Annotated in this window: 26 protein-coding genes; 16 read left to right on the forward strand and 10 right to left on the reverse strand. The window is 70.9% G+C overall.

What is annotated here, in order from left to right; all coding sequences use genetic code 11:
* The first annotated feature begins 182 nt into the window (after nt 1–182).
* The 8 genes from fliO (at nt 183) to FHX33_RS11965 (ending at nt 6,765) form a co-directional block, all read left to right on the forward strand.
* On the forward strand, nt 183–707 hold the full coding sequence (fliO, locus tag FHX33_RS11930) for a flagellar biosynthetic protein FliO (protein WP_021754836.1): 525 nt from the start codon (nt 183–185) through the stop codon (nt 705–707).
* Nucleotides 668–1,582 (forward strand): flagellar type III secretion system pore protein FliP, encoded by a 915-nt coding sequence (gene fliP, locus FHX33_RS11935; protein ID WP_183428547.1) that lies wholly within the window; start codon nt 668–670, stop codon nt 1,580–1,582. Before fliO ends, fliP begins: the two co-directional genes overlap by 40 nt.
* Nucleotides 1,582–1,857 carry a flagellar biosynthetic protein FliQ gene (locus FHX33_RS11940; RefSeq protein WP_021758882.1) on the forward strand — a complete coding sequence of 92 codons (276 nt, stop codon included), beginning with the start codon at nt 1,582–1,584 and terminating at the stop codon, nt 1,855–1,857. The genes fliP and FHX33_RS11940 overlap by 1 nt, the downstream gene beginning before the upstream one ends.
* On the forward strand, nt 1,857–2,618 hold the full coding sequence (locus tag FHX33_RS11945) for a flagellar biosynthetic protein FliR (protein ID WP_021758880.1): 762 nt from the start codon (nt 1,857–1,859) through the stop codon (nt 2,616–2,618). The genes FHX33_RS11940 and FHX33_RS11945 overlap by 1 nt, the downstream gene beginning before the upstream one ends.
* Entirely contained in the window at nt 2,615–3,709 is a 1,095-nt protein-coding gene (locus FHX33_RS11950; RefSeq protein ID WP_021758878.1) for an EscU/YscU/HrcU family type III secretion system export apparatus switch protein, read from the forward strand. Before FHX33_RS11945 ends, FHX33_RS11950 begins: the two co-directional genes overlap by 4 nt.
* Nucleotides 3,706–5,763: a flagellar biosynthesis protein FlhA gene (locus tag FHX33_RS11955; RefSeq protein ID WP_021758876.1), complete on the forward strand. Its 2,058-nt coding sequence runs from the start codon at nt 3,706–3,708 to the stop codon at nt 5,761–5,763. Before FHX33_RS11950 ends, FHX33_RS11955 begins: the two co-directional genes overlap by 4 nt.
* 4 nt (nt 5,764–5,767) lie before the next feature.
* Nucleotides 5,768–6,436 carry a hypothetical protein gene (locus tag FHX33_RS11960; RefSeq protein ID WP_221209570.1) on the forward strand — a complete coding sequence of 223 codons (669 nt, stop codon included), beginning with the start codon at nt 5,768–5,770 and terminating at the stop codon, nt 6,434–6,436.
* A gap of 92 nt (nt 6,437–6,528) precedes the next feature.
* Nucleotides 6,529–6,765, forward strand: coding sequence for a carbon storage regulator (locus FHX33_RS11965; RefSeq protein WP_021763348.1), 237 nt, complete (start codon nt 6,529–6,531; stop codon nt 6,763–6,765).
* 125 nt (nt 6,766–6,890) lie between these two features.
* Here FHX33_RS11965 and FHX33_RS11970 read toward each other — a convergent pair whose 3' ends face one another.
* The 5 genes from FHX33_RS11970 to FHX33_RS11990 are packed head-to-tail and all read right to left on the reverse strand — an operon-like array spanning nt 6,891 to nt 13,843.
* Nucleotides 6,891–7,649, reverse strand: coding sequence for an SDR family NAD(P)-dependent oxidoreductase (locus tag FHX33_RS11970; protein WP_183428550.1), 759 nt, complete (start codon nt 7,647–7,649; stop codon nt 6,891–6,893).
* A complete protein-coding gene (locus tag FHX33_RS11975) occupies nt 7,640–8,788 on the reverse strand; it encodes an ATP-NAD kinase family protein (protein WP_183428552.1) in 1,149 nt (382 codons plus the stop codon). Before FHX33_RS11975 ends, FHX33_RS11970 begins: the two co-directional genes overlap by 10 nt.
* On the reverse strand, nt 8,785–10,425 hold the full coding sequence (gcvPB, locus tag FHX33_RS11980) for an aminomethyl-transferring glycine dehydrogenase subunit GcvPB (protein WP_183428554.1): 1,641 nt from the start codon (nt 10,423–10,425) through the stop codon (nt 8,785–8,787). Before gcvPB ends, FHX33_RS11975 begins: the two co-directional genes overlap by 4 nt.
* A complete protein-coding gene (gcvPA, locus tag FHX33_RS11985) occupies nt 10,422–11,798 on the reverse strand; it encodes an aminomethyl-transferring glycine dehydrogenase subunit GcvPA (protein ID WP_021764661.1) in 1,377 nt (458 codons plus the stop codon). Before gcvPA ends, gcvPB begins: the two co-directional genes overlap by 4 nt.
* The gene (locus tag FHX33_RS11990; RefSeq protein WP_183428555.1) at nt 11,795–13,843 is read right to left on the reverse strand and encodes a beta-galactosidase; all 2,049 of its coding nucleotides are present in this window, start codon (nt 13,841–13,843) and stop codon (nt 11,795–11,797) included. The genes gcvPA and FHX33_RS11990 overlap by 4 nt, the downstream gene beginning before the upstream one ends.
* Before the next feature lie 167 nt (nt 13,844–14,010).
* On the opposite strand from FHX33_RS11990, the gene FHX33_RS11995 reads away from it, so the two are divergent.
* Together FHX33_RS11995 and FHX33_RS12000 are read left to right on the forward strand one after the other, a co-directional pair.
* Complete coding sequence (locus FHX33_RS11995; RefSeq protein WP_021761802.1) at nt 14,011–14,670, forward strand: GntR family transcriptional regulator; 660 nt, start codon at nt 14,011–14,013, stop codon at nt 14,668–14,670.
* 35 nt (nt 14,671–14,705) lie between these two features.
* The gene (locus FHX33_RS12000; protein WP_021761804.1) at nt 14,706–15,773 is read left to right on the forward strand and encodes a toll/interleukin-1 receptor domain-containing protein; all 1,068 of its coding nucleotides are present in this window, start codon (nt 14,706–14,708) and stop codon (nt 15,771–15,773) included.
* Here FHX33_RS12000 and FHX33_RS12005 read toward each other — a convergent pair.
* Genes FHX33_RS12005 through FHX33_RS12020 form a run of 4 tightly spaced genes read right to left on the reverse strand, consistent with a single transcriptional unit; the run spans nt 15,691 to nt 20,609 of the window.
* Nucleotides 15,691–17,454 (reverse strand): amylo-alpha-1,6-glucosidase, encoded by a 1,764-nt coding sequence (locus FHX33_RS12005; protein WP_021761806.1) that lies wholly within the window; start codon nt 17,452–17,454, stop codon nt 15,691–15,693. The genes FHX33_RS12000 and FHX33_RS12005 overlap by 83 nt on opposite strands.
* Complete coding sequence (locus tag FHX33_RS12010; protein ID WP_021761808.1) at nt 17,451–18,341, reverse strand: carbohydrate ABC transporter permease; 891 nt, start codon at nt 18,339–18,341, stop codon at nt 17,451–17,453. Before FHX33_RS12010 ends, FHX33_RS12005 begins: the two co-directional genes overlap by 4 nt.
* Nucleotides 18,338–19,303 carry a carbohydrate ABC transporter permease gene (locus FHX33_RS12015; protein WP_021761810.1) on the reverse strand — a complete coding sequence of 322 codons (966 nt, stop codon included), beginning with the start codon at nt 19,301–19,303 and terminating at the stop codon, nt 18,338–18,340. The genes FHX33_RS12010 and FHX33_RS12015 overlap by 4 nt, the downstream gene beginning before the upstream one ends.
* A 10-nt stretch (nt 19,304–19,313) precedes the next feature.
* A complete protein-coding gene (locus FHX33_RS12020) occupies nt 19,314–20,609 on the reverse strand; it encodes an ABC transporter substrate-binding protein (RefSeq protein ID WP_021761812.1) in 1,296 nt (431 codons plus the stop codon).
* A gap of 104 nt (nt 20,610–20,713) precedes the next feature.
* Between FHX33_RS12020 and FHX33_RS12025 the strand changes: the two genes are divergently transcribed.
* The 6 genes from FHX33_RS12025 to FHX33_RS12050 all read left to right on the forward strand — a co-directional run bounded on the left by FHX33_RS12025 (nt 20,714) and on the right by FHX33_RS12050 (nt 25,806).
* Nucleotides 20,714–21,304, forward strand: a complete 591-nt coding sequence (locus tag FHX33_RS12025) for a cysteine hydrolase family protein (RefSeq protein ID WP_338092028.1) — start codon at nt 20,714–20,716, stop codon at nt 21,302–21,304.
* Nucleotides 21,305–21,494: 190 nt separating this feature from the next.
* Nucleotides 21,495–23,072, forward strand: coding sequence for an MFS transporter (locus tag FHX33_RS12030; RefSeq protein ID WP_021765760.1), 1,578 nt, complete (start codon nt 21,495–21,497; stop codon nt 23,070–23,072).
* Between the two features lie 2 nt (nt 23,073–23,074).
* Complete coding sequence (locus FHX33_RS22145) at nt 23,075–24,307, forward strand: histidine kinase (RefSeq protein ID WP_183428557.1); 1,233 nt, start codon at nt 23,075–23,077, stop codon at nt 24,305–24,307.
* Nucleotides 24,304–24,942 carry a response regulator transcription factor gene (locus FHX33_RS12040; RefSeq protein ID WP_183428558.1) on the forward strand — a complete coding sequence of 213 codons (639 nt, stop codon included), beginning with the start codon at nt 24,304–24,306 and terminating at the stop codon, nt 24,940–24,942. The genes FHX33_RS22145 and FHX33_RS12040 overlap by 4 nt, the downstream gene beginning before the upstream one ends.
* Before the next feature lie 4 nt (nt 24,943–24,946).
* The gene (locus FHX33_RS12045) at nt 24,947–25,570 is read left to right on the forward strand and encodes a TMEM175 family protein (protein WP_021756504.1); all 624 of its coding nucleotides are present in this window, start codon (nt 24,947–24,949) and stop codon (nt 25,568–25,570) included.
* A gap of 68 nt (nt 25,571–25,638) precedes the next feature.
* Entirely contained in the window at nt 25,639–25,806 is a 168-nt protein-coding gene (locus FHX33_RS12050; protein ID WP_021756506.1) for a hypothetical protein, read from the forward strand.
* Nucleotides 25,807–25,837: 31 nt separating this feature from the next.
* Here FHX33_RS12050 and FHX33_RS12055 read toward each other — a convergent pair whose 3' ends face one another.
* Entirely contained in the window at nt 25,838–26,059 is a 222-nt protein-coding gene (locus FHX33_RS12055; RefSeq protein WP_021756508.1) for a hypothetical protein, read from the reverse strand.
* Between the last annotated feature and the right edge of the window lie 20 nt (nt 26,060–26,079).

Consider the following 26,079-nt stretch of genomic DNA (forward strand, 5'->3'; position numbering starts at 1 on the left):
CGCCCGCTGCCCCGTGTCGGCCCCGAGATTTGTGACGAATGTCGACTTACGGCGCCGCTTTCCCGACATTTGTGCCGAATCTCGGGGTGGGGAGGTGCCTAACGGGTGCGGGAGGTCGGCCGATAGTGCGCTGCGTGACCCTCCGCCGCCCCTCCCTGTCGAACGACGTGGAGGAGTAGGCCGTGGAGACCGTCTTCATCGCTCTGCGGGTGCTCGTCGTGCTCGCCGTGATCGTGCTGGTGCTCTGGTACGTGCAGCGGCGCGTGACGAAGGGCCGCGGCGCCTCCCGGCGCACCAACGCGGTGAACGTCGTGGGGCGTCAGGGCATCGGCCCGAAGGCGTCCGTCGTGGTGGTGGATGTGGACGGCAACCGGTTCGTCCTCGGCGTCACCGAGCGACAGGTCAGCGTGCTGCACACGGGGGAGCGCCCGCACGACGCGGACGTGCGCCCCCTGCGGCCCGTGCGCAAGACGTTCGCCAAGGAACTCCCGGGTGCGGCGGAGTCCGCGCCCGAGGCGACGGGCACCGGCAGCTCCACCAGCTCCACCAGCAGCACCAGCAAGGCCAGCAGTACAGACTCCAGGCAGGATGCCGACTTCCTCACGGCGCAGGGACGCGCCTCGCTCTTCGACGAGGCACTCAAAGGCTCGATCCTGTCCCCGGCTACATGGCGGCAGGCGAGTTCGGCGGTGCGGCCCAAGAAGTGACGGCCGCCGCCGACGCGCGCGCCCTGCGCCCGCGTCCCGTGCCCGGTGAGGCGGTCCGTCGGGCGTCGCGCCTCCCGCGCATCCTCGTCGCGGTGCTGCTCGTCGCGCTGATCGCCGCCGCGTTCCTGCTGCTGAACGCCGCCACCGCCCACGCCGAGCCGACTCCCGTCCCGACGCCGAACGGACCGAACGGCCCCGGCGGGACGGGCGGCATCACCGTCGACATCAACGGCCCGAACGGCACCCCGAGCGCGGCCATCCTGACCCTGCTCGGCATCACCGTGCTGTCGGTCGCGCCGGCGCTGCTGCTGATGATGTCGTCGTTCACGAAGATCTTCGTGGTGCTCGCCATCACCCGCAACGCGCTGGCGCTGCCCTCGATCCCGCCGAACCAGGTGCTCGCCGGCCTCGCGCTGTTCCTGAGCCTGTTCATCATGAGCCCGGTGCTGGTCGACATCAACAACCTCGCGGTGCAGCCCTACCTGGCCGGTCACATCGACTTCACGGCGGCGGTGCACGCGGCGGAGGCGCCGCTGCGCGGGTTCATGGCGGCGCACACCCGCGAGGAGGACATCGCGCTGATGACGCGCGCGGCGGGGCGGCCGAACCCCGAGAACGCGGCGTCCGTCCCGATGCTGACGCTCATCCCGGCGTTCATGATCTCGGAGCTGCGGGCCGCGTTCATCATCGGCTTCGTGATCTTCGTGCCGTTCCTCGTGATCGACATGGTCGTCTCGGCGGCGCTGATGTCGATGGGCATGATGATGCTGCCGCCGGTGATGATCTCGCTGCCGTTCAAGATCCTGCTGTTCGTGCTGGTCGACGGCTGGGGCCTCATCGTCACGAGCCTGATCACGAGCTACCGGGGCGGCTGATGAACGCCAACGCCGTCCTCGACATCGCCATGCAGGGCCTCCTGGTCACGGCGAAGCTCGCCGCGCCCATCGTGGTGACGGCGCTCGTCGTGGGCTTCGCGATCTCGCTGATCCAGTCGATCACGCAGATCCAGGAGGTCACGCTCTCGTTCGTGCCGAAGGCCGCGGCGGTCGCCATCGCGCTGCTCGTGTGCGGCCAGTGGATGATCGCGGAGCTGATCAGCTTCACCAACATGCTCTTCGAGAAGATCCCGTCCCTGCTCGGCGGTGGCTGATGTACATCCCCATCGACCTGGCGTCGATCGAGGCGGTGGCGCTGGCCTCACTGCGGATGGTCGCGTTCCTGGTGATCGCCCCGCCGTTCTCGTACAACGGTTTCCCGGCGCAGGTGAAGGGGATGCTGGCGATCGGTCTCGCGATCGCGGTCGCCCCGCGCGTGGGCGCCGGCTACCAGTCCGGTGACACCGGCGCGTTCCTGCTCGACATGGTGCGGGAGCTGGCGGTCGGCGCGACGCTCGGCTTCCTGGTGTTCCTGGTCTTCTCGGCGATCCAGTCGGCGGGCAGCTTCATCGATCTGTTCGGAGGCTTCCAGCTGGCGCAGGCGTTCGACCCGCAGGCGATGATCAACGGCGCGCAGTTCACGCGCCTGTTCCAGCTGACCGCCCTGGCCCTGCTGTTCGCCTCCGGCGGCTACCAACTCATCATCGGCGGCCTGGTGCGCACGTTCGACGCGATCCCGCTCGCGGGAGGCTTCGATCTGGCCGACCCGGCGAAGGAGATGGTCACCGGGGTGACCCAGATGTTCCTCGCGGCCCTGCAGATCGCGGGGCCGCTGATCGTCGTGCTGTTCCTCGCCGATGTGGGCCTCGGCCTCCTGACCCGCGTGGCGCCCGCGCTCAACGCGTTCGCGCTCGGCTTCCCGCTGAAGATCATGCTGACCGTCGTGCTGTCGGGCATCGTCGTCGTCGCCCTGCCGGGCGTCGTCTCCGGTCTGACCGACACCGCGGTCAAGACGATCCTGGGGGTGACGCGGTGAGCGACGCCCAGGAACGCACCGAGCAGGCGACCGAGAAGCGGATGAAGGAGGCCCGCGAGAAGGGCCGCCTCGGCAAGTCCAACGACCTCACCGCGTGGGTGGGGGTCGGTGCGGCCGCCGTCATGCTGCCGTTCACCATCCAGCTCGGCACGAACGCCGCGGTCGACCAGATGTACACGGTGCGCTCGGTGATCGAGTCGCCCGACCCGGCGAAGGCCGTCGCTGCGCTCGGGGCCGGGCTCGCCAGCATCCTGCCCACCATCGGGGCGCTGCTCGCCGTCGCCGCGATCGCGATCATCGGCGCGGCCGCGGCGCAGGGCGGCGTGCACCTCAAGAAGCTCGAGGGCAAGTACGAGCAGTTCAACATCGTCACCGGCATCGGCCGGGTGTTCGGGATGCGCGCCCTCTGGGAGGGGGCGAAGACCCTCCTGAAGTCCGCCGTCGTCGGCATCGGCCTCTACCTCGTCGTGCAGGGCCTCATGCCCGTGCTGCTGATGGCCGGCAGCCTGTCGCTGTCGTCGCTGCTGGAGGCGGCACAGGCGGGTGCGGCCGGCCTCCTGCAGGCGGCGATCGGCGCGGGTCTCGTGCTCGCCGCCCTCGACGTGCTCGTCGTCATGCGCCGTAACCGCAAGCAGACGCGCATGACAAAGCGCGAAGTGCGCGACGAGAACAAGAACTCCGACGGCGACCCGCTGATCCGGTCGCAGCGCCGCGCGCGGCAGCTCGCGATGAGTCGCAACCGGATGATCTCGGCGATCGGGGGCTCCGACGTCGTGCTCGTGAACCCCACCCACATCGCCATCGCGATCAAGTACGAGCCCGGCAAGTCCGCGCCGCGCGTCGTCGCGAAAGGCGCAGGCGTCATCGCCCAGCGCATCCGTGAGAAGGCGGAGGAGGAGCGCGTGCCGATCGTCAAGGACATCCCGCTCGCCCGGGCCCTCCACGCCGGCTGCAAGCTCGGCGACGAGATCCCGGTCGAGCTCTACAACTCGGTGGCGCGCGTGCTCGCGTTCGTCATGTCGCTGAAGTCGCGCGGCGCCGCCACCGGCATCCACACGATGACCCCCACCCCGCTAGGAGGGCTCACATGAAGTCGAGCAACGGACTCGGTGCCAAGGTCGCCGTGCCGATCGGCGTCGTCGGCATCATCATGCTGCTGGTGGTCCCCGTGCCCGCCTGGCTGCTGGACACCCTGATCATCGTGAACATCATGCTCGCGCTGGTCATCCTGCTGACCACGATGTTCGCGAAGAAGCCGCTCGACTTCTCCGTCTTCCCGTCGTTGCTGCTCGTCGCGACGCTGTTCCGGCTCGGCCTCAACGTCGCGTCGACCCGGCTGGTGCTGGGCGACGGGTTCGCTGGGCAGGTCATCCAGGCGTTCGGTCACGTGGCGGTGGGTGGATCGATCATCATCGGTGCGGTCGTGTTCCTCATCCTCGTCGTCATCCAGTTCATCGTGGTGACGAAGGGCGCCGAGCGCGTGGCCGAGGTGGGCGCGCGCTTCACCCTCGACGCGATGCCGGGCAAGCAGATGGCGATCGACGCCGACCTCAACGCCGGTCTGATCACGGAGGAGCAGGCCAGGCAGCGCCGCGCGGAGGTCTCGGCCGAGGCCGACTTCTACGGCGCGATGGACGGCGCCAGCAAGTTCGTCAAGGGCGACGCGATCGCGGGCATCCTGATCATCATCATCAACGTGGTCGGCGGCATCGCGATCGGCATGATCCAGCGCGGGATGGAGATCGGCGACGCCGTCAACACCTACACGCTGCTGACCATCGGCGACGGCCTGGTCACGCAGATCCCGGCCCTCCTCATGGCCGTCTCGACCGGCATGATCGTGACCCGCTCGAACGCCGAGAGCGACATCGGCACGACCGCGAGCGGGCAGCTCAGCCAGTCGCGCAACGCGCTGACGATCGCGGGATGCGCGGCGATCGTGATGGCGCTCATCCCGGGCATGCCGCCCATCCCGTTCGTGCTGGTCGGGGCGTTCCTCATCCTCGCCGCCCAGCGGATCAAGACCCGCCAGGCGGAGCAGAAGAAGGTGGAGGCGGCCAAGAAGGCCGTGGCCACCGCCGGCACGGGCGAGACCACGGACGACCTGATGGACCAGATGCGCGTCCACGCGCTCGAGATCACCCTCGCGCCCGACCTGGTCGACATCGTCAGCGGCGCCTCCGACGACCTGCTCGCCCGCGTGCGGGCGCTGCGGCGCAAGATCGCCCTCGAGTTGGGCGTGATCGTGCCGCCGGTGCGCACGCGCGACTCGGCCGAGCTGCCCCCCTCCACCTACGTCATCAAGATCGCCGGGGTGGAGGCGGGACGCGGCCAGGCTCCGTCGGGCCGGGTGCTCGCGCTCGGCGACGCGCTCGACTCCCTCCCGGGCACGCCCACCATCGAGCCGGTGTTCGGCCTCCCGGCCAAGTGGATCCCGAGCGAGATGCGGCACAGCGCCGAGCTCGGCGGCGCGACCGTGATCGACCGCGTCTCGGTGCTCATCACGCACCTGTCGTCGATCATCACCGCCAACGCCGGGCGCCTGCTCACCCGGGAGGACGTGCGCCAGCTCACCGAGGGCGTCAAGCAGGTCAACCCGTCGGCGGTCGAGGAGCTCGTCCCCGGACTGCTGTCGCTCGCCGAGGTGCAGCGGGTGCTGCAGGGGCTGCTGGCCGAGCAGGTGCCGATCAACGACCTCCCGCGCATCCTGGAGGCGCTCGCGCTGCGGGCGAAGGTCTCGAACAATCCGGAGGGGCTGATCGAGGCCGCCCGCGCGGCGCTCGGGCCTGCGGTCGTCGCCCCGCATCTCGACGGCGACGTGCTGCGCGTCATCATGATCGACCCGGGCCTGGAGCAGTCGATGCTCGAGGGGCTGCGGCCGTCGGAGCTCGGCACGCAGATCGTGCTCGACCCGGCCCGGTTGGAGGCCGTGATGTCCTCCGTGAAGCAGACCGCCGGCCAGCTCGACGACCTCGGCGTCTCGGCAGTGCTCGTGTGCGCGCCCGCACTGCGACCCGCCATCCGCCGGCTCGTCGCCGGGCAGCTCAGCGGGCTGGCCGTGCTCTCGTATCAGGAGGTCACGGCCGTGCAGGCGAACATCGAGACCGTCGGGGTGGTGAGAGGTGCCGAGTCGATCGCGGCCTGAGTGGTTGGGGCCCGAGACGGACGACATCACGCCGGCCGTCTCGACGTCTTCGCACGCGTTCCAGGCGATCCTCGACGACCTCGTGCGGACGCTGGATGCGCCGGTGGGGCCCGTGGCGCCGGCCGCGGGTGGCGATGGTGATGCTGGCGCCGGTGCCGCGTCGGCCGACGACGCCCCTTCCCTGACGGGGCCGGGCTCAGCGGCCTCACTGTCCGCGTCGCCATCGGCTGACGACGCCGCGCTCGCGGGCCCGCCTCCCGCGCGCCTGCAGGGCAAGGGCGACCTCACGATCGTCGTCGGGTTCGGCAGCGATGCCCGGGAGGCCGCCCGCATCCTGGCCGAGGGCGCGGACGCCGCCGTGCATCCCGTCGCCGACCGCCGTGCCGCCCTGGCCGCCCGGGCTGAGGGTGTGCGTCGCGGCTGCGCGATCGTCGCGCCCGTCGAGCTGGATGCGGTGGATGCGGTGGCGGCGCTCGCCGCGGGCCTCGCCTCCATCGCCCCCGACCAGGTCTGGGTGGCGGTCGACGTCTCCCGCCGCCCCGACGACACGCGCCGCTGGGTCGGCGAGGTGGATGCGGTGCTCGCCGTCGACGGCATCGCCGCCACGGGCGCCCGGCGCACCGCGGGCCCCCACGGCCTCGCCGCGCTCGCCCGCCCCATCCTGTGGCTCTGAGTTCCCCGAGGTGTGAGTAGTTGCGGGTATTCGGGCCCCGATACCCGCAACAACTCACCCCTCGGCGGCTGGTCCCCGGCTAGGCTGAACCAATGCTGGTATTGACGCGCAAGCCGGGCGAGCGGGTGCTCATCGGCGACGACATCGTCGTGACCATCCTCGACGCGCGCGGCGACGGCATCCGGATCGGGATCGACGCCCCGCGCGGCATCCGCATCCAGCGCGACGAGGTCGTCAAGGCCGTCACCGAGGCCAACCAGGAGGCCACCGAGCAGGCCGCCGGCACCGCCGACCCCGAGGCGCTCATCAAGAAGTCGCTCGGCCTCTGACGGCCGCCACCCGCCCGGCCACCTGACCAGACGCAACACGCCCTTCTCCGCGCCGTTTCAGGGCGGAAAAGGGCGTGTCGTGACGTCTCAGCGCCGACGGGGAGGGGCGCGGTGAGGGCGCAGGGCTAGGCGATGCCGCCACCGTCCACGACGAGGGCGGAGCCCGTGACGTACGACGACTCGTCGCTCGCGAGCCACACGACGGCGGCCGCGATCTCGGTCGGCTCGCCCATGCGGCCCAGCGGCCGATCGGCGGCATCGGCGAGGAAGGCGCCCGCCTCCTGGCCGAGCTGGCGGGCCTCGTCGCGCAGCATCCCGGTGTTCACGTCGCCCGGGTTGACGGAGTTGACGCGGATGCCCTGCGGGCCGTGGTCGATCGCGAGGGCGCGGGTCATGTTGACGACGGCGCCCTTGGAGGCGCAGTACGAGATGGCCTGGCCGCCGCCCTTGAGCCCCCAGCCGCTGCCGGTGTTGATGATCGAGCCCTTGCCCTTCGCCGCCATGACCGGGACGACGTGCTTGCACATGAGGAAGATGCCGCGCACGTTGACGCCGAACACGCGGTCCCACTCCTCGACGGTGGTCTCGACGGCGGTGGTGCGGCGGATGATGCCCGCGTTGTTGAAGGCGATGTCGAGACCGCCGAACGCGTCGACGGCGGTGGCGACCGCGCGCTCGACGTCGGCCTCGGCCGAGACGTCGGCCGCGATGGCGACGGCCTCCCCGCCTGCGGCGCGGATCTCGGCGGCGACGGCCTCCGCGGCGTCCTGCTGCAGGTCGACGACCGCGACGCGGGCGCCTTCCGCGGCGAGGGCGAGGGAGGTGGCGCGGCCGATGCCGCCCGCTCCTCCGGTGACGATGGCGGACTTGCCGGCTAGACGCATTCGGGATCTCCTTCGATGGGGGCCGCTGTGGCGGCACTGACAGGGTAGATGCTCGCCGTGGCGGGTCCGGTGACCACCGTGAGGTGGCCGGCCAGCCGTGCGTCGAGCGCGGGGTCGCCGGTGTCGACCAGCAGGGGCCGGCCGGCGAGGTCGATGAGTTTCTGCTCGGTGGCGACCACGAGCAGGGGACGCGGCCCGAGCGCCGCGACGACGCGCGGCGAGAGCTGCTGGTTGCCGCGGCCGAGCACGAAGCCCTGGCCGCCGATGACGGTGACGACGGCCTGCGCAGGGCGTCCGTCGATCGCCGCCAGTGCCTGGTCGGCTGTGACGTCGCCGGCGACCAGGCGGCCGTCCTCGACGACGTCGACGCCGAGCGGGGTGGTGTCGAGGCCGAGTACCCGGCCGAGCTCGGCCGTGGTGCCGCCCGGGCCGAGCAGGTAGCGCACACCGGGGAGCATGCGGGCTGCGGCCCCGGTGGCGGCACGGTGCACGGCCTCCCGCTCGCTCGCGGGGGTGGCGGCCTTGCGCGCCTGGGTGCGGCCGGGAGCGGACGGGACGGGCACGAGGGCGAACAGCCGCGGGTCCGGGCGGCCCGCGCGCATGCGCTCCTCGTCGAGGTCCAGCACCTCGGCCTCCATCGTCGGCAGCGCGCCGTCGGTCCAGGAGGCCGCGAGCGCTCCGGCGGCGGCCGGGGCGACCGCGAAGCACCCCGAGTACATCTTCACGCCGGCCGGGATGCCGAGCACCGGGACGCCCGACGGGAGGCCGCGCGCGACATCCCGGGCCGTGCCGTCGCCGCCCGCGAAGAGCACGAGCGTCGCCCCCGCGCCGTGCAGGGCGGCAGCGGCGCGCGCCGTGTCGTCGGGCGACGTGGAGGTGGAGGGAGAGCTGTAGACGACCCGCGCGACGAGCCCCGCCTCCCGCACCGCGTCCTCGCCCATCGCCCCCGCCGCCGTGAGCACCTCGGCTCCGGGATGCGCGGCCGCGAGCACGCGCAGCGCCTCCACGGCCCGCGACGACCCCCGCGGACGGCCGCCGCGGCGCAGCGCCTCCCGCTGCACCGCGGCGCCATCGCTTCCGGCCAGACCCGCGGGCCCGCCGATCCCCGCGAGCGGGTTCACGACGAGCCCGACGCTCATGCGGCGGCGCCCTCCGAGACGGGAGCCTCGACCGAGGCCGCGCCGGCCGTCGCACCCACGCCCGCAGCCGCGCCCGCACCGAAGTACTTGCGCTGGTATGCGCGCCAGGTGACCGCCCACCGCTCCGGGTCGTCCAGGTCGTCGTGGTGGGTGTGGTGCACGGTCTGGTTGTGCGGGGCGGTGCGCACGACGTCGGGCGTCTCGCGCGCCTCCCGCGCCACCTCGGCGAGCACCGCGGCGTACTCGTCCAGCTCGGCCATCGAGTACGACTCGGTCGGCTCGAGGGTGAACGGCTGCGGCACGACGTACGGGTGGTGGCTGGTCCAGTAGTGCATGCCGAAGTCGGCGGCGCGGATGCCGATCTCCTCCGAGCTGATCCCGGTCTCCTCGAACAGCTCCTGCCACGAGTAGCGCACCTGCTCGATGCGGCGGCGGCCGGTCGCGTAGGGCGCGCTCGCGCCGGGGATCTCCAGGATGCGCTTCATCAGGTAGTTGTTGTTGAGCACGGCGGTCTCGGCGACCGCGCGCAGCCCGGGGGCGCCGAGCGCGCGGATCCACGCGTAGGTGCGCACGATGTTCGGGATGACGCCGTAGAAGGGCGCGACCGACCCGATCGACTGCGGCCGATCGCCGTCGAGCACGTACCGGTCGCCGACCTTCTCGACCACCGGTCCGGGCAGGAACGGCACCAGCGCCTCCGACACCGCGTTGGCGCCTGAGCCCGGGCCGCCGCAGCCGTGCGGGGTGCCGAACGTCTTGTGCAGGTTGAAGTGGCACACGTCGAAGCCGGCGTCGCGGGCGCGGGTGATGCCGAGGATGCCGTTGGCGTTCGCCTGGTCGTACGACGCGAGCGCGCCGACCGAGTGCGCCAGGTCGACCCACTCGCGGATGCGGGGGTTGTAGATGCCCGTGTCCTCGGGGTTGGTGACCATGATGGCGGCCGTGCGGGGCGAGATGGCCGCGCGTAGGGCCTCCACGTCGGGGTAGCCGTCCGCGTCGGGGAAGATCGTGATGACCTTGTAGCCCGCCATCTTCGCAGCGGCCGCGTTGGAGGGGTGGGAGAAGATCGTGGTGATCACCTCGTCCCGCTGCTCTCCTTCGCCGCGGGAGGCGTGGTACGCGCGGATCATGGAGATGTTGGCCCAGATCGCCTCGGAGCCGCCGCTGGTCTGCAGCGACACGCGGCTCATCCCGGAGATCTCGGCCAGCATCCGCTCGGTGCGCCAGACGATCTCGAGCACGCCCTGCGCCGACTCCGTGTCCTGGAGGGGGTGCAGGTCGGTCAGGTCGGGGGTGCGGATGATCGCCTCGTTGACCTTCGGCGCGTACTTCATCGTGCAGGTGCCCTGGCCCACGTCGACGTTGAGGTCGGCGCCGAGGTTCTCCTGGCTGAGCCGCAGGTAGTGCTTGAGCACGCGCATCTGGCCGATCTCGGGCATCGCGGGCGCGACGGGGCGGCGGAGGGAGGCGGGGAGCGCCGCGACCACGTCGCCGACGGCCTCCTGCACCCCCGCTTCCACGCCGGACGGGACCACGCCGCGCTCACCGGCGGCGTGCAGCTCGAAGACGATCGGCTCGTCCCAGCGCGCCTGGTGGAAGCGGCGCAGGGCGGGCTTGGGGGCGATGGGCAGGCTCATCGGTGCGTCTCCTCGAGGGCGGTGCGGACGGCCGCGGTCAGGTCGTCGATGTCGGTCTGGGTGTTCTGCTCGGTCACGCAGACGAGCAGGCGGGTGTCGTCGAGCGCGAGCCCCGGCTCGAAGCCGCGGGCGCGCAGGGCGGCGACGAGCGCCGGTGCGGTGAGGGAGGCCGCGCTCAGGTCCAGCACGAACTCGCGCAGGTGCACGGCTCCGTCGGCGTCGCGCACGCCGGGCAGCGCGGTCAGGGCGCGGCGGGCGTACGCCGTGCGGGCGAGGAGGGTCTCGCCCAGTTCGGCCATGCCCTGCGGTCCCATCAGGGAGAGGTACACGCCGGCGGCGATGCCCCAGAGCGCGGCGGCCGTGCCGACCCACTCCTTCCCCTCCTCGCGCAGTGCGAAGGAGGTGCGGTCGTACGCGACGTCGCCGAAGCCGTACTCGCCGGGCACGTCGGTAGAGGCCAGGCCGAACAGGCGCGACGGCATCTCCATCACCAGGCGCGGGTCGTCGGCGACGGCGATGAAGCCGGCGTGCGCTCCGCCGTACCAGGGGTGCAGGCCGAGCGACTGGATGTCGCCGTGCACGATGTCGGCGCCCGCGTCGGCGGGGGAGGCCAGCACGCCGAGCCCGATCGGGTCGGTCCCCGCGACGAGCAGGGCTCCCGCGGCGTGCGCGGCGTCGGCCAGCTCGGCGATCGCGGTCTCGAGCGCACCGTGGAAGCTCGGGGTCTCGATCCACACGGCCGCGGTGTCCGGGCCGATGAGCGCGCGCGTGGCGGCCACGTCGGCGATGCCGTCCGCGGTCGGCACGACGACGAGGTCGGCGATCGGGCGCACGTAGTCGCGCACCTTGCTGAGCTTGTCGGGGTGGGCGTCGCTGACCAGCAGGATGCCGCGGCGCCCGGTGATGCGGGTCGCCATGGCCAGTGCGGTCGCGGCCGCCTGGTAGCCGTCGTAGGTGGGCACGTTCACGACGTCGGTGTTCAGCAGCTCGCCCATCAGCGACTGGTACTCGAACAGCGCCTGAAAGCGTCCGTGGTCCTCGTACGGCTCGCCGGCGTACGCGGTGAGGAACTCGCTGCGGTTGATCACCTCGTCGACGACGGCGGGCACCGCGTGGTTGTACGTGCCGGCGCCGAGGAAGAGGCGGCCCGGCTCGACCGCGCGGTTGCGGCGCAGCAGGCCGCTCACGTGGCGGGCGAGGTCCTGCTCCGCGATCAGCGGCTCCGGGAGGTCGAGGTCACGACCGAGCCGCAGGTCGGCCGGGACGTCCGCGTAGAACTCGTCGACGCTCGCCGCGCCGACGGCGTCGAGCATCGCCTGACGCGACGCGGGCGCCGTGTTCGGCACGTACGGATGGACGAAGGGGTGGGTCATGCTGGCCTCTCAGTGTTCGCAGGGCGGTTCGCGGGATGCGCGACCACGGCGACGCCGAACGCGTCGAGCGGCAGTCCGGCCCCGGCGTCGACGCCGGTGAGCAGGTCGGTGCCGCCCGGGATGCGCGGCGCGGTCCGCGCCTCCCGGCCGTGGTTGAGCACGAAGGTGTAGTCGGTGGCCCCGTCGGTGCGGGTGACGATCTCGAGCGCGGTGTCGGGCTCACGGATGGCGACGCCGGCGGCGGTGAAGACCGCGGACAGCACGGCACGCATCCCCTGCTCGTCGAGGCCGGCGGCGAGATACCAGGCGGCGCCGGCGCCGTGCGCGCGGCGGGTGAGGGCGGGGAGCGCGGCGAGGTCGCCGTCGGCGAAGCGCGCCAGCACCTCGGTGCCGTCGGCCGGCTCGATCCACTCGCCCCACACGCGGGTCGAGTGCACGCGGCCGCCGAGCTCGACGGTGCGCTGGCCGCCGTCGGGCAGCGGCCACCACTCGTCCACCTCGACGCCGAGGAGGTCGCGCAACGGCCCGGGGGCGCCGCCCTCGTGCACCTGCTCACAGTGATCGACGACGCCGGAGAACGGCCCGACGACGAGCTGGCCGCCGGCCGCGACGAACGCGTCCAGCGCCTCCGCCTGCTCCGCCGTCGCCGCGTAGAGATTGGGGACGAGCAGCACGCGGTGGTCGCCGAACGGGCCGGCGGCGCGGGCGACGTCCACCGGCTGCCCGAGGGCGAACGCGGCCGCGTGCCAGGCGCGCGCCTCCGTCAGCCAGTCCAGGCGCTGCGATGGCATCGACTCGGTCTGCGTGACGCCCCACCAGGAGTCCCAGTCGGCCACGAGCGCGACCTCGGCACGCACGCGGGTGCCGCGCACCGGCTCCAGCCGCCGCAGCTCGGCGCCGAGCGCCTTCGTCTCGCGCCAGGTGCGGCTGCGCTCGCCGCGGTGGCCGAGCATCGCCGAGTGGAACTTCTCGGGGCCGAACTTCGCCTGCCGCCACTGGAAGAACATCACGCCGTCCGACCCGTGCGCGACGGCCTGCAGGCTGCCGAGCCGCATCTGGCCGGGCGCCTTGGGCACGTTGACGTCGCGCCAGCTGACCGCGCTGGGCGCCTGCTCGAGCAGCAGCCAGGGGCGGCCCTCCTTGAGGCTGCGCATCAGCCCGTAGTTGAGCGCGGCGCCCACGTGGGCGCGGGCGTCCGCGGGGTCGGGATACGCGTCGTCGGTCACGAGGTCCTCCGCGTCGGCGAAGCGCCAGTAGTCGAGCTCGCGGAAGAGGCTCATGAAGTTGGTGGTGACGGCGATCTCGGGCGTGACCTCCCGCAGCACGTCGACCTCGGACTGGAACAGCTCCAGGAGGGCGTCCGACGAGAACCGCTCGAAGTCCACGACCTCGGCCGGGTTGATCGGGCCGGTGGCGGTGCGGGGCGGCTCGATCTGGTCGAAGCTCAGGTAGTTCTGGCCCCAGCAGCTCGTGCCCCAGGCCTCGTTGAGCCCCGCGATGCTGCCGTAGCGCGCCTCCAGCCAGCGGCGGAAGTGCCGCGCCGACTCCGGGCACCAGCACCGCGCCACGTGGTCGCCGTACTCATTCGAGACGTGCCAGAGCGCGAGCGCGGGATGCTCGCCGTAGCGCTCCGCGAGGGCGCGCGTCAGTCGCAGCGCCGCCTCCCGGAACACCGGGGAGCTCGGGCAGTACGACTGCCGCGAGCCGAACTCGAGGCGCACGCCGTCGGCGTTCCAGGGCAGCACCTCGGGGTGCTCGCGCACCAGCCAGGCGGGCGGTGTCGCGGTCGCCGTGGCGAGGTCGATCTTGATCCCGTGCTCCCAGAGCAGGTCGATCACCCGATCGAGACCCGCGAAGTCCCAGACGCCGGGCTCCGGCTCCAGCAGCGGCCAGGAGAAGACCGGCAGCGTGACCAGGTTGACCCCGGCCTCCACCATCAGGCGCGCGTCCTCGGCCCAGACCTCTTCCGGCCACTGGTCGGGGTTGTAGTCGCCGCCGTAGGCGAGCGCGTCGAGTCGGATGCTCCGGGGCGCGGGGATCGTCATCGGTCTCCTTCAACGGTGTCGTGCGGGTGCGTACGGGGTCCAGGCGGTGCGGCGTGTCTTGTGCCGCCTTCGTGTGGACTGTATTCTGTATACAGTAACGCTAGAGCGATCGCCACGACGGGTCAACCCCTAAGCTGGCGACCACGAGTCCGGCCGGGAGGGGTCACATGGCGATCGAACGCAAAAACCTGCGTTCCCAGGTGCGCGAGGAACTCATCGCGCGCATGCGCGCGGGGGACGTTCGCCCGGGGGAGAGCATCAACGAGGTCCAGCTCGCCGCCGAGCTCGGCGTCAGCCGCACCCCGCTGCGGGAGGCCCTGATCGCCCTCGAGAGCGAGGGCCAGATCGAGAGCGAGAACGGCAAGGGCTTCCGCTTCGTGCCGCTCAGCGCGCGCGAGTTCGAGGAGCTCTGCCCCATCATCGTGACGCTCGAGGGGCTCGCCCTCGACCTCTCGCCGATCGACGAGCTCGCCGCCCTCGGCGCCCGCCTCGGCTCCCTGGCCGCCGACTTCTCGGACGACGTCGCCCAGCACGCCGTCGTCAACCGCAAGGACGACGAGTGGCACAACCTCATGCTGAGCGCCTGCACCAACCACAAGCTGCTGGAGCAGATCGCGCAGGTGCGCAGCGCCATCCACCGCTACGAGTCCCTGCTCGTCGGCGGCGAGGTGCTCGTCGAGCGCTCCGCCGCCGAGCACGCGATCATCGCCCAGCATCTCGTCGAGCGTGACGTGCCCGCCGCGAAGGCCGCCCTCGCCGAGAACTGGACCAACGGCATGCGCCGACTGCTCGCCGACGCCGGCATCAAGTGGGAGCGCCTGGGGTAGGGCAGCGGCCTCAACGGTGACGCTAAGTTGGCCCTATGGCAGATCATGACTTCGATGTCGCCGTTACGTTCGCAGGCGAGGACAGGGAGTTTGTCCAAGAGGTTGTGAATCTAGTCAAGTCGGCCGGATACACGGTGTTCTATGACCAAGATTTCGAACACGATTTTTGGGGACACGATCTGACTGAATACTTTCCCGATGTATACGAGCGTCGGGCCCGCTTCGCGGTGATGTTCATATCGCAGGCCTATGCAGCCAAGCCCTGGACGCGATTGGAGCGCCGAAGTGTGCTGGCTCGCGCGATGAATGAGGGCTCGCCATATCTGCTTCCGGTGCGCCTCGATTCCACCAAGCTGGACGGAGTCCGGGACTCTATCGGGTATCTCGATGGATGGCGAGAAACCCCAGTTGGAATTGCGCGGGCTTTGGAGGCGAAGCTCGGTACGTCAACCGCGAACGACACGAGGTTGTTCAACGGACGGGTACCGCGGACGGCCGCTGAGGCCTCCATCGTTACCGGTGAGAGGCCGGCGGGCTGGGAGTACCTCTTGTTCTCATACTGTCTTGTCGAAAAGGTCTCGGCGTTGGAATCCCGGTACGACGATCACAGATTTGGGTTCGCGCTTCCTACGTCGTCGATTCCAGACGCCGAACTTTTGGGATATGTCCAAGCTCGGAACGCCCGACTTCGAGCCAGCGTCGCCATGTTCGAAGCTCTCTTGCGAGGCCCTGCGCAGCGAGAAGCGCTGGGTGACCCCGGCGAGCCTGGCGACCCTGAGAGAATCGACGGCCTTTCGAAGCGCCTGGTCGCCGTTTACGCGGACCTCTTGCAGTGGGCTCTAGAAACGCGGTCGATCGCCTCTCACTCGGACGAAGGCGGAGCGCTACTGGCGGCTCTTGCTGCCTATGCTGCACAGCCAATTGAAGCGATGCGAACGTTCGTGTTTGAATTCCGAGGGATCATCGACGAGATGAATGCTCGGCTGCTGACAGGCGAGAATGTTGTGTTGGAGTTGCCGATCAAGTTTGAGATCGATAGTGCGACCTCTCAACGCTTCGCGAAGGCGTTGAAGGGCTTCGAGCGTCACCTGAGAAGCAAATAGACGCTCCTCTATCCGAGACCTGCACAGCGAGGTCGATGAACAGCGCCGCGGACCAGCCGAAGGCGGTCGTCGCGGTGCGCGCCTTCTCGCCCGTCGCCGGGTTGAAGTACTCGTGGGGACCTCCGCCGTGCTGCACGAGCCGGAGGGTCTGCTCGATCAGCGCGCGTGACCGGTCGGCGTGGCCGGAGACGGCCAGCCCCTCCGCGAGCAGCGCGTTGACGTTGACCCACACCGGGCCGCGCCACATCCGCTCGTCCGAGTAGTCCGGATCCCGTCGCGCCACGGTGGGCACGGTCCAGGTCGTCGCGAACCGCGCGGGGTCGTCGAGCGCGGCGAGGATGCCGGCGACGTAGCGCCCGGGCAGCCGGCCGGTGAGCAGCGGCAGGAGGGAGACGACGGCCTCCGCATCCACCGGCTTCCCCGCCCCCGAGGAGCGGAAGAACCCGGCGCACTCGTCCCACATCCCCTCCAGCAGCTCGAGCGTACGGGAGGCGCGCGCGGCGAAGCGCTCGGCGCCGGTCGTGTCGCCCACGCTCCGCGCCCGCGCCGCCAGCAGGTCGTCCTGCAGGATCAGGTAGGCCGCGAGGTCGGGGGAGGCCACCGGCAGCTCGGCGTCGAAGACCGGGCTGTCGTCGAGGCCGGACGAGTAGGGGTGGCCGTATTCGGGCATCCCGTCGCCGTCGAGGTCGGAGTGCGCGTACCACCACTCCTGGCTGCGTGAGACCGTCTTCCAGGCGGCGTCGAACCAGGCCGGGTCGTCGACCAGACCCTCCAGGCGGCGGAGCGCCCATGCGGCCAGCGGCGGCTTCGTGAGCGGGATCGGCGCGGACGGATCGGCGATGGCCGAGCCGGCGCGGCGCAGGTTGTCGCGGTCGCCGGGCGGGAGGTCGTCGCTGGAGGCCAGCACGCCCTCGTCGTGTACGACATCCGGCAACTGGCCGTCGGCGGTCGGGAACGCGAAGGCGAGCTCCAGCTGCTCGCGGGCGAGCTCGGGGTCGCCATGACGGAGGCCGGACGCGATGAAGTACGCGTCCCACTGCCAGAGCCCCACGTACCCGATCTTGGAGGGCACGACGGCCCGGCCGCCGCGGCCGGGCAGCGACACGATGTTGGCGCCGAGCACCCACCAGCAGAAGGCGGTCATGTCGGCGAGGTCGTCGCGCACGGCCGGCGTGCGCGCGAACCACTCCTCCCACACGTGCGCCGTCGCCTCCAGCGCCGTCCGATGCTGGGCAGGAGAGGACTGCTCGATCGCGGCTGTGAACCGCGCGCTCTCCCTGTGCTCGGCGGCGGCGGGGGCCAGCGCGATGCGGATGGGAGCCGAGGTGCGGAGGACGGGCGCGTGCGGCAGGTCGAGCTCGACCGCCCAGTCCGTCGTCCCGTCGCCGCCGAGGCTGAGCGCGTCCGGGCCGTCGAAGGTCAGCGTGACGCCCGCCTCCCCGAACTCGATGCGATCGGGATGCACGGCGCTGACCGGCGCGACGCGTCCGTCCGCGCCGGTCACGCGCAGGGTGCGCACCAGCACGCAGTCGTCCGGGCGACGCTCGTACTCGGCCACGCGCACCGTCACCCCGCCCTCGGCGCGCAGCACGAGGAGGCGCGAGCCCGGAAAGGTGAACGGCGCCGACTCCAGGTCGAGGAACGGCGAGACCCGCGCGCCCGCAGCAGCCGCGACGCTCATCGCCCGCCCAGCCCCGACGCGGCCATCGAGTTCAGGATGCGGCGCTGACCGATCACGAACGCGATCAGCATCGGGATGGTCGCGATGGCCGACGCCGCCATGATCAGCCCGTAGTTGACCGAGCCGTACTGGCCGCGGAAGCTCTGCAGCAGCAGCGGCACCGTGAAGAGGTCCTGCGAGTTGAGGATGACGAGCGGCAGCAGGAAGTTGTTCCAGGTGCTCAGCGCCACGATGATCGCGAGCGCGCCGAGGCCGGGCTTCAGGTTCGGGAGGATGATGCTCCAGAAGATGCGCCAGCGGCCTGCGCCGTCGACGAGCGCGGCCTCCTCCAGCTCGCGCGGCAGCGACAGCACGAACTGGCGCATGAGGAACACCGCGAACGGGTTCGCGAGCGCGGCCGGCACGATCAGCGCGAGGTGCGAGTCCACCCACCCCAGCTTCGCCATGAGGAAGTAGAAGGGGATGAGCGTCACCTGCATCGGGATCATCTGTGTCGCCAGGAACAGCACGAACAGCACCTTGCTGCCGCGGAACGGGATGCGCGCGAACGCGTACCCGGCCATGGCGGCGGTGACCAGCGTGCCGACGACGACGAGCACGGCGATGTAGATCGTGTTCCAGTACGCCTGCCCGAACGGCACGTCGCTCCACGCGTCGGCGTAGTTCTGCAGGGTGAAGGGATGCGGCCAGACGCTCAGGGGGTCGTTCAGCAGCTGGGGCAGCGACTTGAACGAGGTGATCAGCATCCAGAGGAAGGGGAACACCATCGCGAGGCCGCCGAGCAGCAGGACGACGTGCAGCAGCGCCTTGCGGGTGCGGGAGGCTGCGCGGCCCGGGTGCGCGGTGGCCCGGGTGGTGGAGTCGGTGGGGACCGTTGCAGTGGTCATGCGGCATCATCCTCGTAGTGGACGAACTTCTTCTGGGCGGCGAACTGGATGCCCGTGATCACGAGGGTGATGACCAGCAGGATGATCGACGCGGCGGAGGCCGGGCCGAACTGGAACTTGCCGAAGCCCAGATCGTAGATGTGGTAGACGATCGTGCGGGTCGCGTTGTCCGGTCCCGCGTTCGCGGTGAGGATGAACACGGTGTCGAAGGTCTGCAGCGAGCTGATGAAGGCGATCACCGTCGAGAAGAAGATGATCGGCGACAGCAGCGGCAGCCGCACGCGGAAGAACAGGGTGATCGCTCCGGCGCCGTCGAGCCGCGCCGCCTCGATCACGGCCGGTGAGATGTTCTGCAGGCCGGCCAGGAAGATGATCACGTTCAGGCCGACGGACGACCAGATGGTCACGATGCAGACGGCGATGAGCGCGAGGTGCGGGTCGCCCAGCCAGTCCGGCGGCGCGATATGGAACACGTTCGCGATGAAGCCGCTCAGCACGCCGTCCTTGCGGAACAGCTGCTGCCAGATCATCGCCACGGCGACCGACGAGGTGACGACGGGCGCGAAGAAGAGGATGAGGTAGAGCGTGCGCGTCTTCAGCTTCTCCAGCGCCACAGCGAGCACCACGGCCAGGCCGAGGCCGATCGGGACGGTGATGAGGGCGATGAGGAGGGTGTTGACGATCGACCGGCCGAAGAGCGGGTCGCTCAGCTCGGTGCGGAAGTTGTCGAAGCCGACCCAGCTGAGGTCGTTGAGGCCGTCCCATTGCGCGAACGCCAGCACGAGGCTCGCGATGAAGGGCACGACCACGAAGAGGGCCATCCCGAGCAGCTGCGGGCCCACGAACACGTAGCCCCACCGGCGGTCGCGACGCCGCCAGGCGGGCTCCCTGCGGAGCCCGCCCGGCGTCGCGGGAGGGGTCTGGGCCTCGGGGGCGACCAGTGCTTCCCTGACTGCGCTCACGTCCGATGCCTCACTTGCCGCCGGTCTTGGCGGCGATCATCTTCGCGACCTCGTCCAGCGTCTCCTTCGTGGAGGCCTTGCCCTGGTAGAGCGCGAGCATCTTGTCGCTGATGTCGCTGGAGAGGCCGGGGACGGACGCCTCGGTGGCGTTGTCCTCGAAGCCGATGTCGCGCATGTCGAGCAGGGTCTGCGCGTGGGCGGGGTAGCCGTCCAGCACCACCGAGTCGGCGCCCGAGATCGACGGGACGGCGTTGCCGCCGCCCTTGAGGCGGAAGGTCTGGCCCTGGGCCGAGAGGAAGTTCGTCCAGAACTCGAACGCGGCGTCCTTGTTCTTGGTCTTCGCGTTGATGGCGAGGTAGCTGACGGCGACGCCGGTCGGCGCGGCCTTGCCGCTCGGGGTCGGCCACGGGGCGACGTCGTAGTTCTCGGGGTCGCCCGCGGCCTTCACCGTGCCGATCGTGTAGCGGCCCTGCACGAAGAAGCCGGCCTTGTGGGTGACGAACACGCTGTCGGCGCCCGCGCCCTCCGGGAGGGTGTCGGCGACCACGAAGGTGCCGTCCTGGAAGTTCTTGGCCAGCACGTCCATCGCCTTCACGCTGGTCGGGTCGGTGTTGGCGACGAACTTCCCCGAGTCGTCGAACGCCTTGCCGCCCTGGGACGAGATCCAGCTGTAGTGGGTCGACCAGTAGTTCCAGAACATCGAGCCGGTCAGGCCCGCGTCGTGGAGCTTGGCGTTCATGTCGAGGAACGCCTCGGTCGTCCACTTGCCCTCGGCGGCGAGCGTCGCCGGGTCCTCGGTGACGCCGGCCTTCTTCAGCGCCTCCTTGTCGTACCAGAGGGCGTCGGGGTTGGAGTCGTTGGGCGCCGCGTAGATCTCGTCGCCCTTCTTCGTGGCGCCGAACAGGCCCTGCGCGAAGTCCTCCGGCTTGGTCTTGCTGGCCGACGAGTTCATGAGCGACGTCAGCGGCATCAGCGCCTTCGAGTTCACGAACTGGCCGATCTTGTCGTCGCCGATGTAGAAGACGTCGGGGGCGGTGCCGGAGGCCAGCTGCGCGAGCAGCTTGGTGTGGTAGTCGCCGTAGTCGGCGACCGGCTGGAGCACGACCTTGATGTCGGGGTGCTCCTTCATGAACTGGGTGTCGAATTCCTTGTACCGGGTGAGTTCCTCCGGGGTGCCCCAGGTGGACCAGACGACGGTCTTGGACCCGCCGCCTCCCGAGCCGGAGCATGCGGCCATGCTGAGGGCCAGTGCGGCTGCCGCCGTGATGGCCAGCGCCCTTCTCACCGTTGAGTCGACGCGAGACATGAGTACCTCGTTCCTTGAGAGTCTCTGCTGTGGTGGTCTGTATTCTGTATACAGTAGGCAGCGGAGGGACGCAAGCTTTCAGCTGGGCGAGGTAGTTTATATATGTGAACGATCTCGTCATCGACCCGTCCCGTACCGCGCTGCTCCTCATGGACCTGCAGCCCTCCATCCTCGCCTCCCACCCCGACGCCGACGGATTCCTCGCCGAGCTGCGCCGCGCGCGGGAGGCCGCCCGTGCCGCGGGCGCCACGATCGGCTACGTGCGCGTCGCCCTGTCGGAGGAGGACGCGGCCCGCGTCCCCGCGCACTCCCGCTTCGCGACCGCCGCCGAGCGCGTGAGCGAGATCGGCCCCGACCACCCCGCCGTCTCGGTCGACCCGCGCATCGCGCCCGCCGACGGCGAGATCGTGGTGCGCAAGTCGCGCTACGGCGCCTTCAGCACCACCGACCTCCACGAGCAGCTGCAGGCGCGGGGCATCGACACCCTCGTGCTCGCCGGCATCTCGACCAGCGGCGTCGTGCTCTCGACCGCCCGCGACGCGGTGGACAAGGACTACCGCCTCGTCGTGCTCTCCGACGGCACCTTCGACCGCGACCCGGAGGTGCACCGCGTCCTGACCGAGAAGGTCTACCCCGCCCAGCAGGCCGCCGTCGTCACCATCGACGAGCTGATCGCCGCCCTGACCGCCGCCTGACCGCCGCCTGACCGCCGCCTGACTCGGCGACTGCGGCCTCCCGGTACGTCTGCGGTCGCTCGCCGCGGCGCAGACGTACCGCCGGACCGCAGACCCGGCCGCAGGCGTCACCCGTGTCCACCGATCGGCGGACACGGGTGACCACCGGCCGCCGGTGCCGCGCGCGGGCGCCCGCGGCGAGGCTGGGAGCATGAAACCAGGATCCTCGTCGCGGCTGGCGCTCGCCGGCCTCATCCTCGCCGTCTCCATGACGACGATCGACCAGACGATCGTCGCCCTCTCCGCGCCCACCATCCAGCAGAACCTCGGGCTCAGCCACGACGGGATGCAGTGGGCCGTCAACGTCTACCTGCTCGCCACCGCCGCCTTCTTCCTGCTCGGCGGACGCATCGCCGACGTCGTCGGCCACAAGCGGATGGCCCTCGTCGGCATCGCCGGCTTCGGCATCACCTCGCTGCTGTGCGGCCTCGCCCCGACCGGCGACCTCGCCGAGCCGTGGCTGGTCGCCGCCCGCGCCCTCCAGGGCATCAGCGGCGCGATCATGTTCCCGGCCGCGATCGGCATCGTGGTCGAGGGCTTCGCCCGCGAGAGCCGCGGCCGTGCGATGGCGATCTTCTTCGCCATCACCGGCGCGATGACCGCGCTCGGCCCGATCGCCGGCGGCTACCTCACCCAGTGGACGTGGCGCGCGATCTTCTGGGTCAACGTGCCGATCGCCGTCGCCGCGTTCGTGATCGTCGCGATCGCCGCGCGCCCCTCCACCCCGCGCCGCGAGCGCATCGACTGGCTCGGCGCGGTCGTCGTCGCCGCCGGGATGGGCCTGATCGTCTTCGGCCTGCAGCAGGCGAGCCCGTGGGGCTGGAGCAGCCCAGCGGTCCTCGGCTCCCTCGTCGCCGGTGCCGCCCTGATCGTCGTGTTCGTGCTCCTCCAGCGCCGCGCAGCGCAGCCGCTCGTGCAGCTGGCCGCGTTCCGCGACCGCGGGTTCACGCTCTCCACGCTGGCGACGCTGTTCTCGTCGGTCGCGTTCATCGCCACGTTCTTCTTCCTCAGCGTCTACGGGCAGGTCTCGCTCGGCCTCTCCGCCGGCCTCACCGGGGTGCTCTTCCTCAAGTTCTTCATCGGCTTCGTCGTCGCGAGCCGGGGCGGCTCGGTGCGATTCGACAAGTACGGCGCCCGCGGAGTGGTGCTCGCCGGCGGCCTGATCGGCGCCGTCGGCTTCGCCTGGCTCGCGTTGAAGGCGACGGACCTGGACTTCAACCCGGAGTCGTTCTTCAACCAGCAGACCTGGCCGATCCTGATCGCGGGGGCCGGCATCGGCCTGATGTTCTCGGCGGTGTCGACGGATGCGGTCAACCGCGCGATCGGTGCCAGCTACGGCGAGGTGACGGCCATCTCGCAGACGATGAAGAACTTCGGCGGCGCGCTCGGCCTGGCCGTCTTCACGACGATCGTCACCTCCCGGCTCACCGATCTGCTGACCGCGTCGTTCGAGAAGATCGGCGGCACGGCGGCGGACGCGCAGAGCGCGGTCGACCGCATCAGCGGGGCCTCGGGAGACGGCGGCTCCCTCGCGAAGCTGCCCACGGCCGTGCGCGACCAGATCATGCACGCGGTCGCCTCCGACTACGCCGGAGCCGTGCAGTGGGCGTTCTGGGGCATGGCCGGCGCGATGCTGATCGTCGCCGTGATCGGGGTGTTCTACCCGGCGGGTCGCACCTCGGTCGCCGAGGCTTCCTCCGCCCAGCCCGAGCGAGCGACTACAGTCTGACCGTGCACCAGCAGCGCAGCACCGACAGCGAGTTCCTCGAGTTCCGGGCGTGGCTCGCCTACTCCGCGGCGGCCACGCTCGCGACGGTCGTGATCATCCTGGCCAACCCGTACACCGGGGTGGTCCAGGCGATCGTGTCGGCGGCGATCGTGCTCGCGCTGCTGCCGCTGTTCTGGTTGCTGGTGCGCCGCGGCTCCGTGCCGGACGACGCCGCGCGATCGATCGCGTACTGCGTCGTGGCGTCCGTCGGCTACCTGGTCGCGCTCTCCCTGAACGACTGGGTGAACGTCGCCCTGTTCGTCCTGTCGCCGCAGTTCTTCCTGCTGCTGTCGCTGCTCCCGGCGGCCGGCGCGATCGTGCTGGTCAACGCGGGCGGCGTCGTCGTGCGCTGGGCGATCGGCGACATCACGCCGGCGTCGCTCGTGGACGTCGCCGGGATGACGCTGCTCGTGATCGCCTTCTCGATCTTCTTCGGCCACCGCGTCGCGGCCGTCAGCAAGCAGAGCGCCGAGCGCGGGCGGCTCATCGACCGCCTGCGGCAGCAGCAGAAGGAGATCGCCCAGCTCTCCGAGCAGCAGGGCGCGGCGGCCGAGCGGGAGCGCATCGCGCGCGAGATGCACGACACACTCGCGCAGGGCTTCACCAGCATCGTCACGCTCGGGCATGCCGTGCAGGGCGAGCTGGCCGCCGATCCCGTCGCGGCCCGGCGGCACGTGGAGCTGATGACCGAGACCGCGCAGGAGAACCTCCAGGAGTCCCGGCGCATCATCGCGGCCATGTCGCCCGGGAGGCTGAACGGCTCGCCGCTGCCCGAGGTGCTCGAGCGCGTCGTGGCGCGCTTCGCCGAGGAGAGCGGCGTCAGCGCCGGCTTCGTCGTGGACGGGGAGGCGCGCCCGGCGCCGCCCGTCGTCGACGTGGTCGCGCTGCGGCTGCTGCAGGAGTCCCTCTCGAACGTGCGCAAGCACGCTGCGGCGCGCACGGTGGACGTCGAGCTCGCCTACCTGCCCGACGCGGTACGCCTGCGCGTGACCGACGACGGCCGCGGCTTCGACCGCGACGCACCCCGCGGCGGCTACGGACTCGACGGGATGGCGGCGCGGGTCCGCGAGGCGGGCGGCCGCTTCGAGGTCGAGTCGGAGCCCGGCCGCGGCACCGGCATCACGGCGGAGCTGCCCGCCCCGGCCGTCGGCGCGCCCGCGCCCGATCCCACCACCCCCACCGAGGAGTCCGCATGATCCGCATCGTCCTGGCCGACGACCACCCCGTCGTCCGCGAAGGCATCCGCGGGATGCTGACCGGCTACGACGACATCGACGTGGTCGGGCAGGCCGCGAGCGGACCGGAGGCGGTCGACCTCGTCGCCGCGCTGCACCCCGACCTGGTGCTGATGGACCTGCGGATGCCCGGCGGCGACGGTGTCGCCGCGACCCGCGCGATCACGGCCTCCCACCCCGGCACCCGTGTCGTCGTGCTCACGACCTACGAGACCGACCAGGACATCCTGCGCGCGATCGAGGCCGGCGCGAGCGGCTACCTGCTGAAGGACATCGCCCCGGCCGAGCTCGCCCGCTCGGTGCGCGCGGCCGCGACGGGGGAGACGGTGCTCGCCACCTCCGCCGCCTCCGCACTGCTCGGGAGGCTGCGCGCGGGCGGGCCGCCCGCCCCCGCCCTCTCGCCCCAGGAGGTGAAGGTGCTGCGCCTCGCCGCGGACGGCCGCACCAACGCCGCCATCGGCGCCGAGCTCTTCATCGGCGAGGCGACGGTCAAGACGTACCTGAGCCGCGCCTACGAGAAGCTCGGCGCCTCCGACCGGACCTCGGCCGTGCGGCGTGCCCTGGAGCTCGGTCTGCTCGGCGACGCGCCAGAATGAGCGCATGGCAGTGGTGAGGACGGAGCGCGGGCTCGACCGGCTGGTCAACTTCTCCGACGCGACCGTGGCGATCGCGATCACCCTGCTGATCCTGCCCCTCGTCGATCAGGCCGACGACGCCGCCTCCGACATCGGCGCGTGGATCCGCGACAACTACTGGGAGCTGATCGCGTTCGCCGTCTCGTTCCTGGTGATCGCCCGGTTCTGGATGACGCACCACCGCATCTTCGAGTGGGTCGTCAGCTACGACGTCCGCATCATCTGGCTGAACTTCCTGTGGCTGCTGTCCATCGTGATCATGCCGTTCACGACGAACGTGCTCGCCGCGGGCAAGTCCGGCCAGTCGGCGGTCTACGCCCTGTACATCGGGAACATGCTGCTCGTGTCGGTCTCGATGCAGTTCATCGCCATCGTCCTGCGGCGCACGCCGGAGCTGGTGCGCGACGACGCGAAGGACGAGATGGATGCGTCGCGCGGCTGGCTCGCCGACATCCTGCTCCTGCTCGCCCTGGTGCTCGCCGTGCTCTTCCCGCACATCGGCATCTGGTGGCTCTTCGTCCTGTTCCTGCAGGGTCCGCTCAGCGCGCTGGTGAAGGCCGTTCGGCGCAGGCCCGGCGCGACCTCCTGACCATCCCGGGGTTCCGGCCGGGCCGCGTGCGGTCTACTGTCGGCCGCAGACGGATTCAGGAGGACCGGATGCGCTTCAAGACTTTTCTCGTTCTGATCGGGATCGCCGTGGCCTACGTGCTGGGCGCGCGGGCGGGCCGCGAACGCTACCAGCAGATCGTGGGCGCCGTGTCGTCGTTCTGGAACGACCCGAACGTGAAGAAGACGCGCAAGAAGATCAAGAAGGCGACCCGCTAGGCCGCCTCCCCGCCGTCAGCGGCCGAGCGGTTTACGGCTCGTCACTGTCCGTGTACTCGCCCTGGGGCGCGTCGGCCGCTTCGTCGACGTCCGTGTAGGTGCCCTCGACCTCGGTCGTGGGCCCGGGGTCGTCCTCGGTCTCGGTGTACTGGCCGTGGACGGTGCGCTCGTGGGGGGCTTCGCCGTCGACCTCGGTGTAGCTGCCCTCGAGGTCCTCGCGCGGAGTGTCGGCCGGGTCTGCTGGGGTGCTCATGGTGCAGACATTACGCCCCG

It is taken from the genome of Leifsonia aquatica, from assembly GCF_014190775.1.
Taxonomy (GTDB): Bacteria; Actinomycetota; Actinomycetes; order Actinomycetales; family Microbacteriaceae; genus Leifsonia; species Leifsonia aquatica.

Bases quoted from the DNA above. Each gene is read 5' to 3' on its own strand.
- FHX33_RS11970 (WP_183428550.1), bottom strand. From the start codon at position 7,649: ATGCGTCTAGCCGGCAAGTCCGCCATCGTCACCGGAGGAGCGGGCGGC.
- gcvPA (WP_021764661.1), bottom strand. From the start codon at position 11,798: ATGACCCACCCCTTCGTCCATCCGTACGTGCCGAACACGGCGCCCGCG.
- FHX33_RS11990 (WP_183428555.1), bottom strand. From the start codon at position 13,843: ATGACGATCCCCGCGCCCCGGAGCATCCGACTCGACGCGCTCGCCTAC.
- FHX33_RS12055 (WP_021756508.1), bottom strand. From the start codon at position 26,059: ATGAGCACCCCAGCAGACCCGGCCGACACTCCGCGCGAGGACCTCGAG.
- FHX33_RS12050 (WP_021756506.1), top strand. From the start codon at position 25,639: ATGCGCTTCAAGACTTTTCTCGTTCTGATCGGGATCGCCGTGGCCTAC.
- FHX33_RS12040 (WP_183428558.1), top strand. From the start codon at position 24,304: ATGATCCGCATCGTCCTGGCCGACGACCACCCCGTCGTCCGCGAAGGC.
- FHX33_RS12005 (WP_021761806.1), bottom strand. From the start codon at position 17,454: ATGAGCGTCGCGGCTGCTGCGGGCGCGCGGGTCTCGCCGTTCCTCGAC.
- FHX33_RS11965 (WP_021763348.1), top strand. From the start codon at position 6,529: ATGCTGGTATTGACGCGCAAGCCGGGCGAGCGGGTGCTCATCGGCGAC.
- FHX33_RS12020 (WP_021761812.1), bottom strand. From the start codon at position 20,609: ATGTCTCGCGTCGACTCAACGGTGAGAAGGGCGCTGGCCATCACGGCG.
- FHX33_RS12030 (WP_021765760.1), top strand. From the start codon at position 21,495: ATGAAACCAGGATCCTCGTCGCGGCTGGCGCTCGCCGGCCTCATCCTC.
- FHX33_RS12000 (WP_021761804.1), top strand. From the start codon at position 14,706: ATGGCAGATCATGACTTCGATGTCGCCGTTACGTTCGCAGGCGAGGAC.
- FHX33_RS12045 (WP_021756504.1), top strand. From the start codon at position 24,947: ATGGCAGTGGTGAGGACGGAGCGCGGGCTCGACCGGCTGGTCAACTTC.
- FHX33_RS11955 (WP_021758876.1), top strand. From the start codon at position 3,706: ATGAAGTCGAGCAACGGACTCGGTGCCAAGGTCGCCGTGCCGATCGGC.
- FHX33_RS11975 (WP_183428552.1), bottom strand. From the start codon at position 8,788: ATGAGCGTCGGGCTCGTCGTGAACCCGCTCGCGGGGATCGGCGGGCCC.
- gcvPB (WP_183428554.1), bottom strand. From the start codon at position 10,425: ATGAGCCTGCCCATCGCCCCCAAGCCCGCCCTGCGCCGCTTCCACCAG.
- FHX33_RS11940 (WP_021758882.1), top strand. From the start codon at position 1,582: ATGAACGCCAACGCCGTCCTCGACATCGCCATGCAGGGCCTCCTGGTC.
- FHX33_RS11995 (WP_021761802.1), top strand. From the start codon at position 14,011: ATGGCGATCGAACGCAAAAACCTGCGTTCCCAGGTGCGCGAGGAACTC.
- FHX33_RS12010 (WP_021761808.1), bottom strand. From the start codon at position 18,341: ATGACCACTGCAACGGTCCCCACCGACTCCACCACCCGGGCCACCGCG.
- fliP (WP_183428547.1), top strand. From the start codon at position 668: ATGGCGGCAGGCGAGTTCGGCGGTGCGGCCCAAGAAGTGACGGCCGCC.
- FHX33_RS11945 (WP_021758880.1), top strand. From the start codon at position 1,857: ATGTACATCCCCATCGACCTGGCGTCGATCGAGGCGGTGGCGCTGGCC.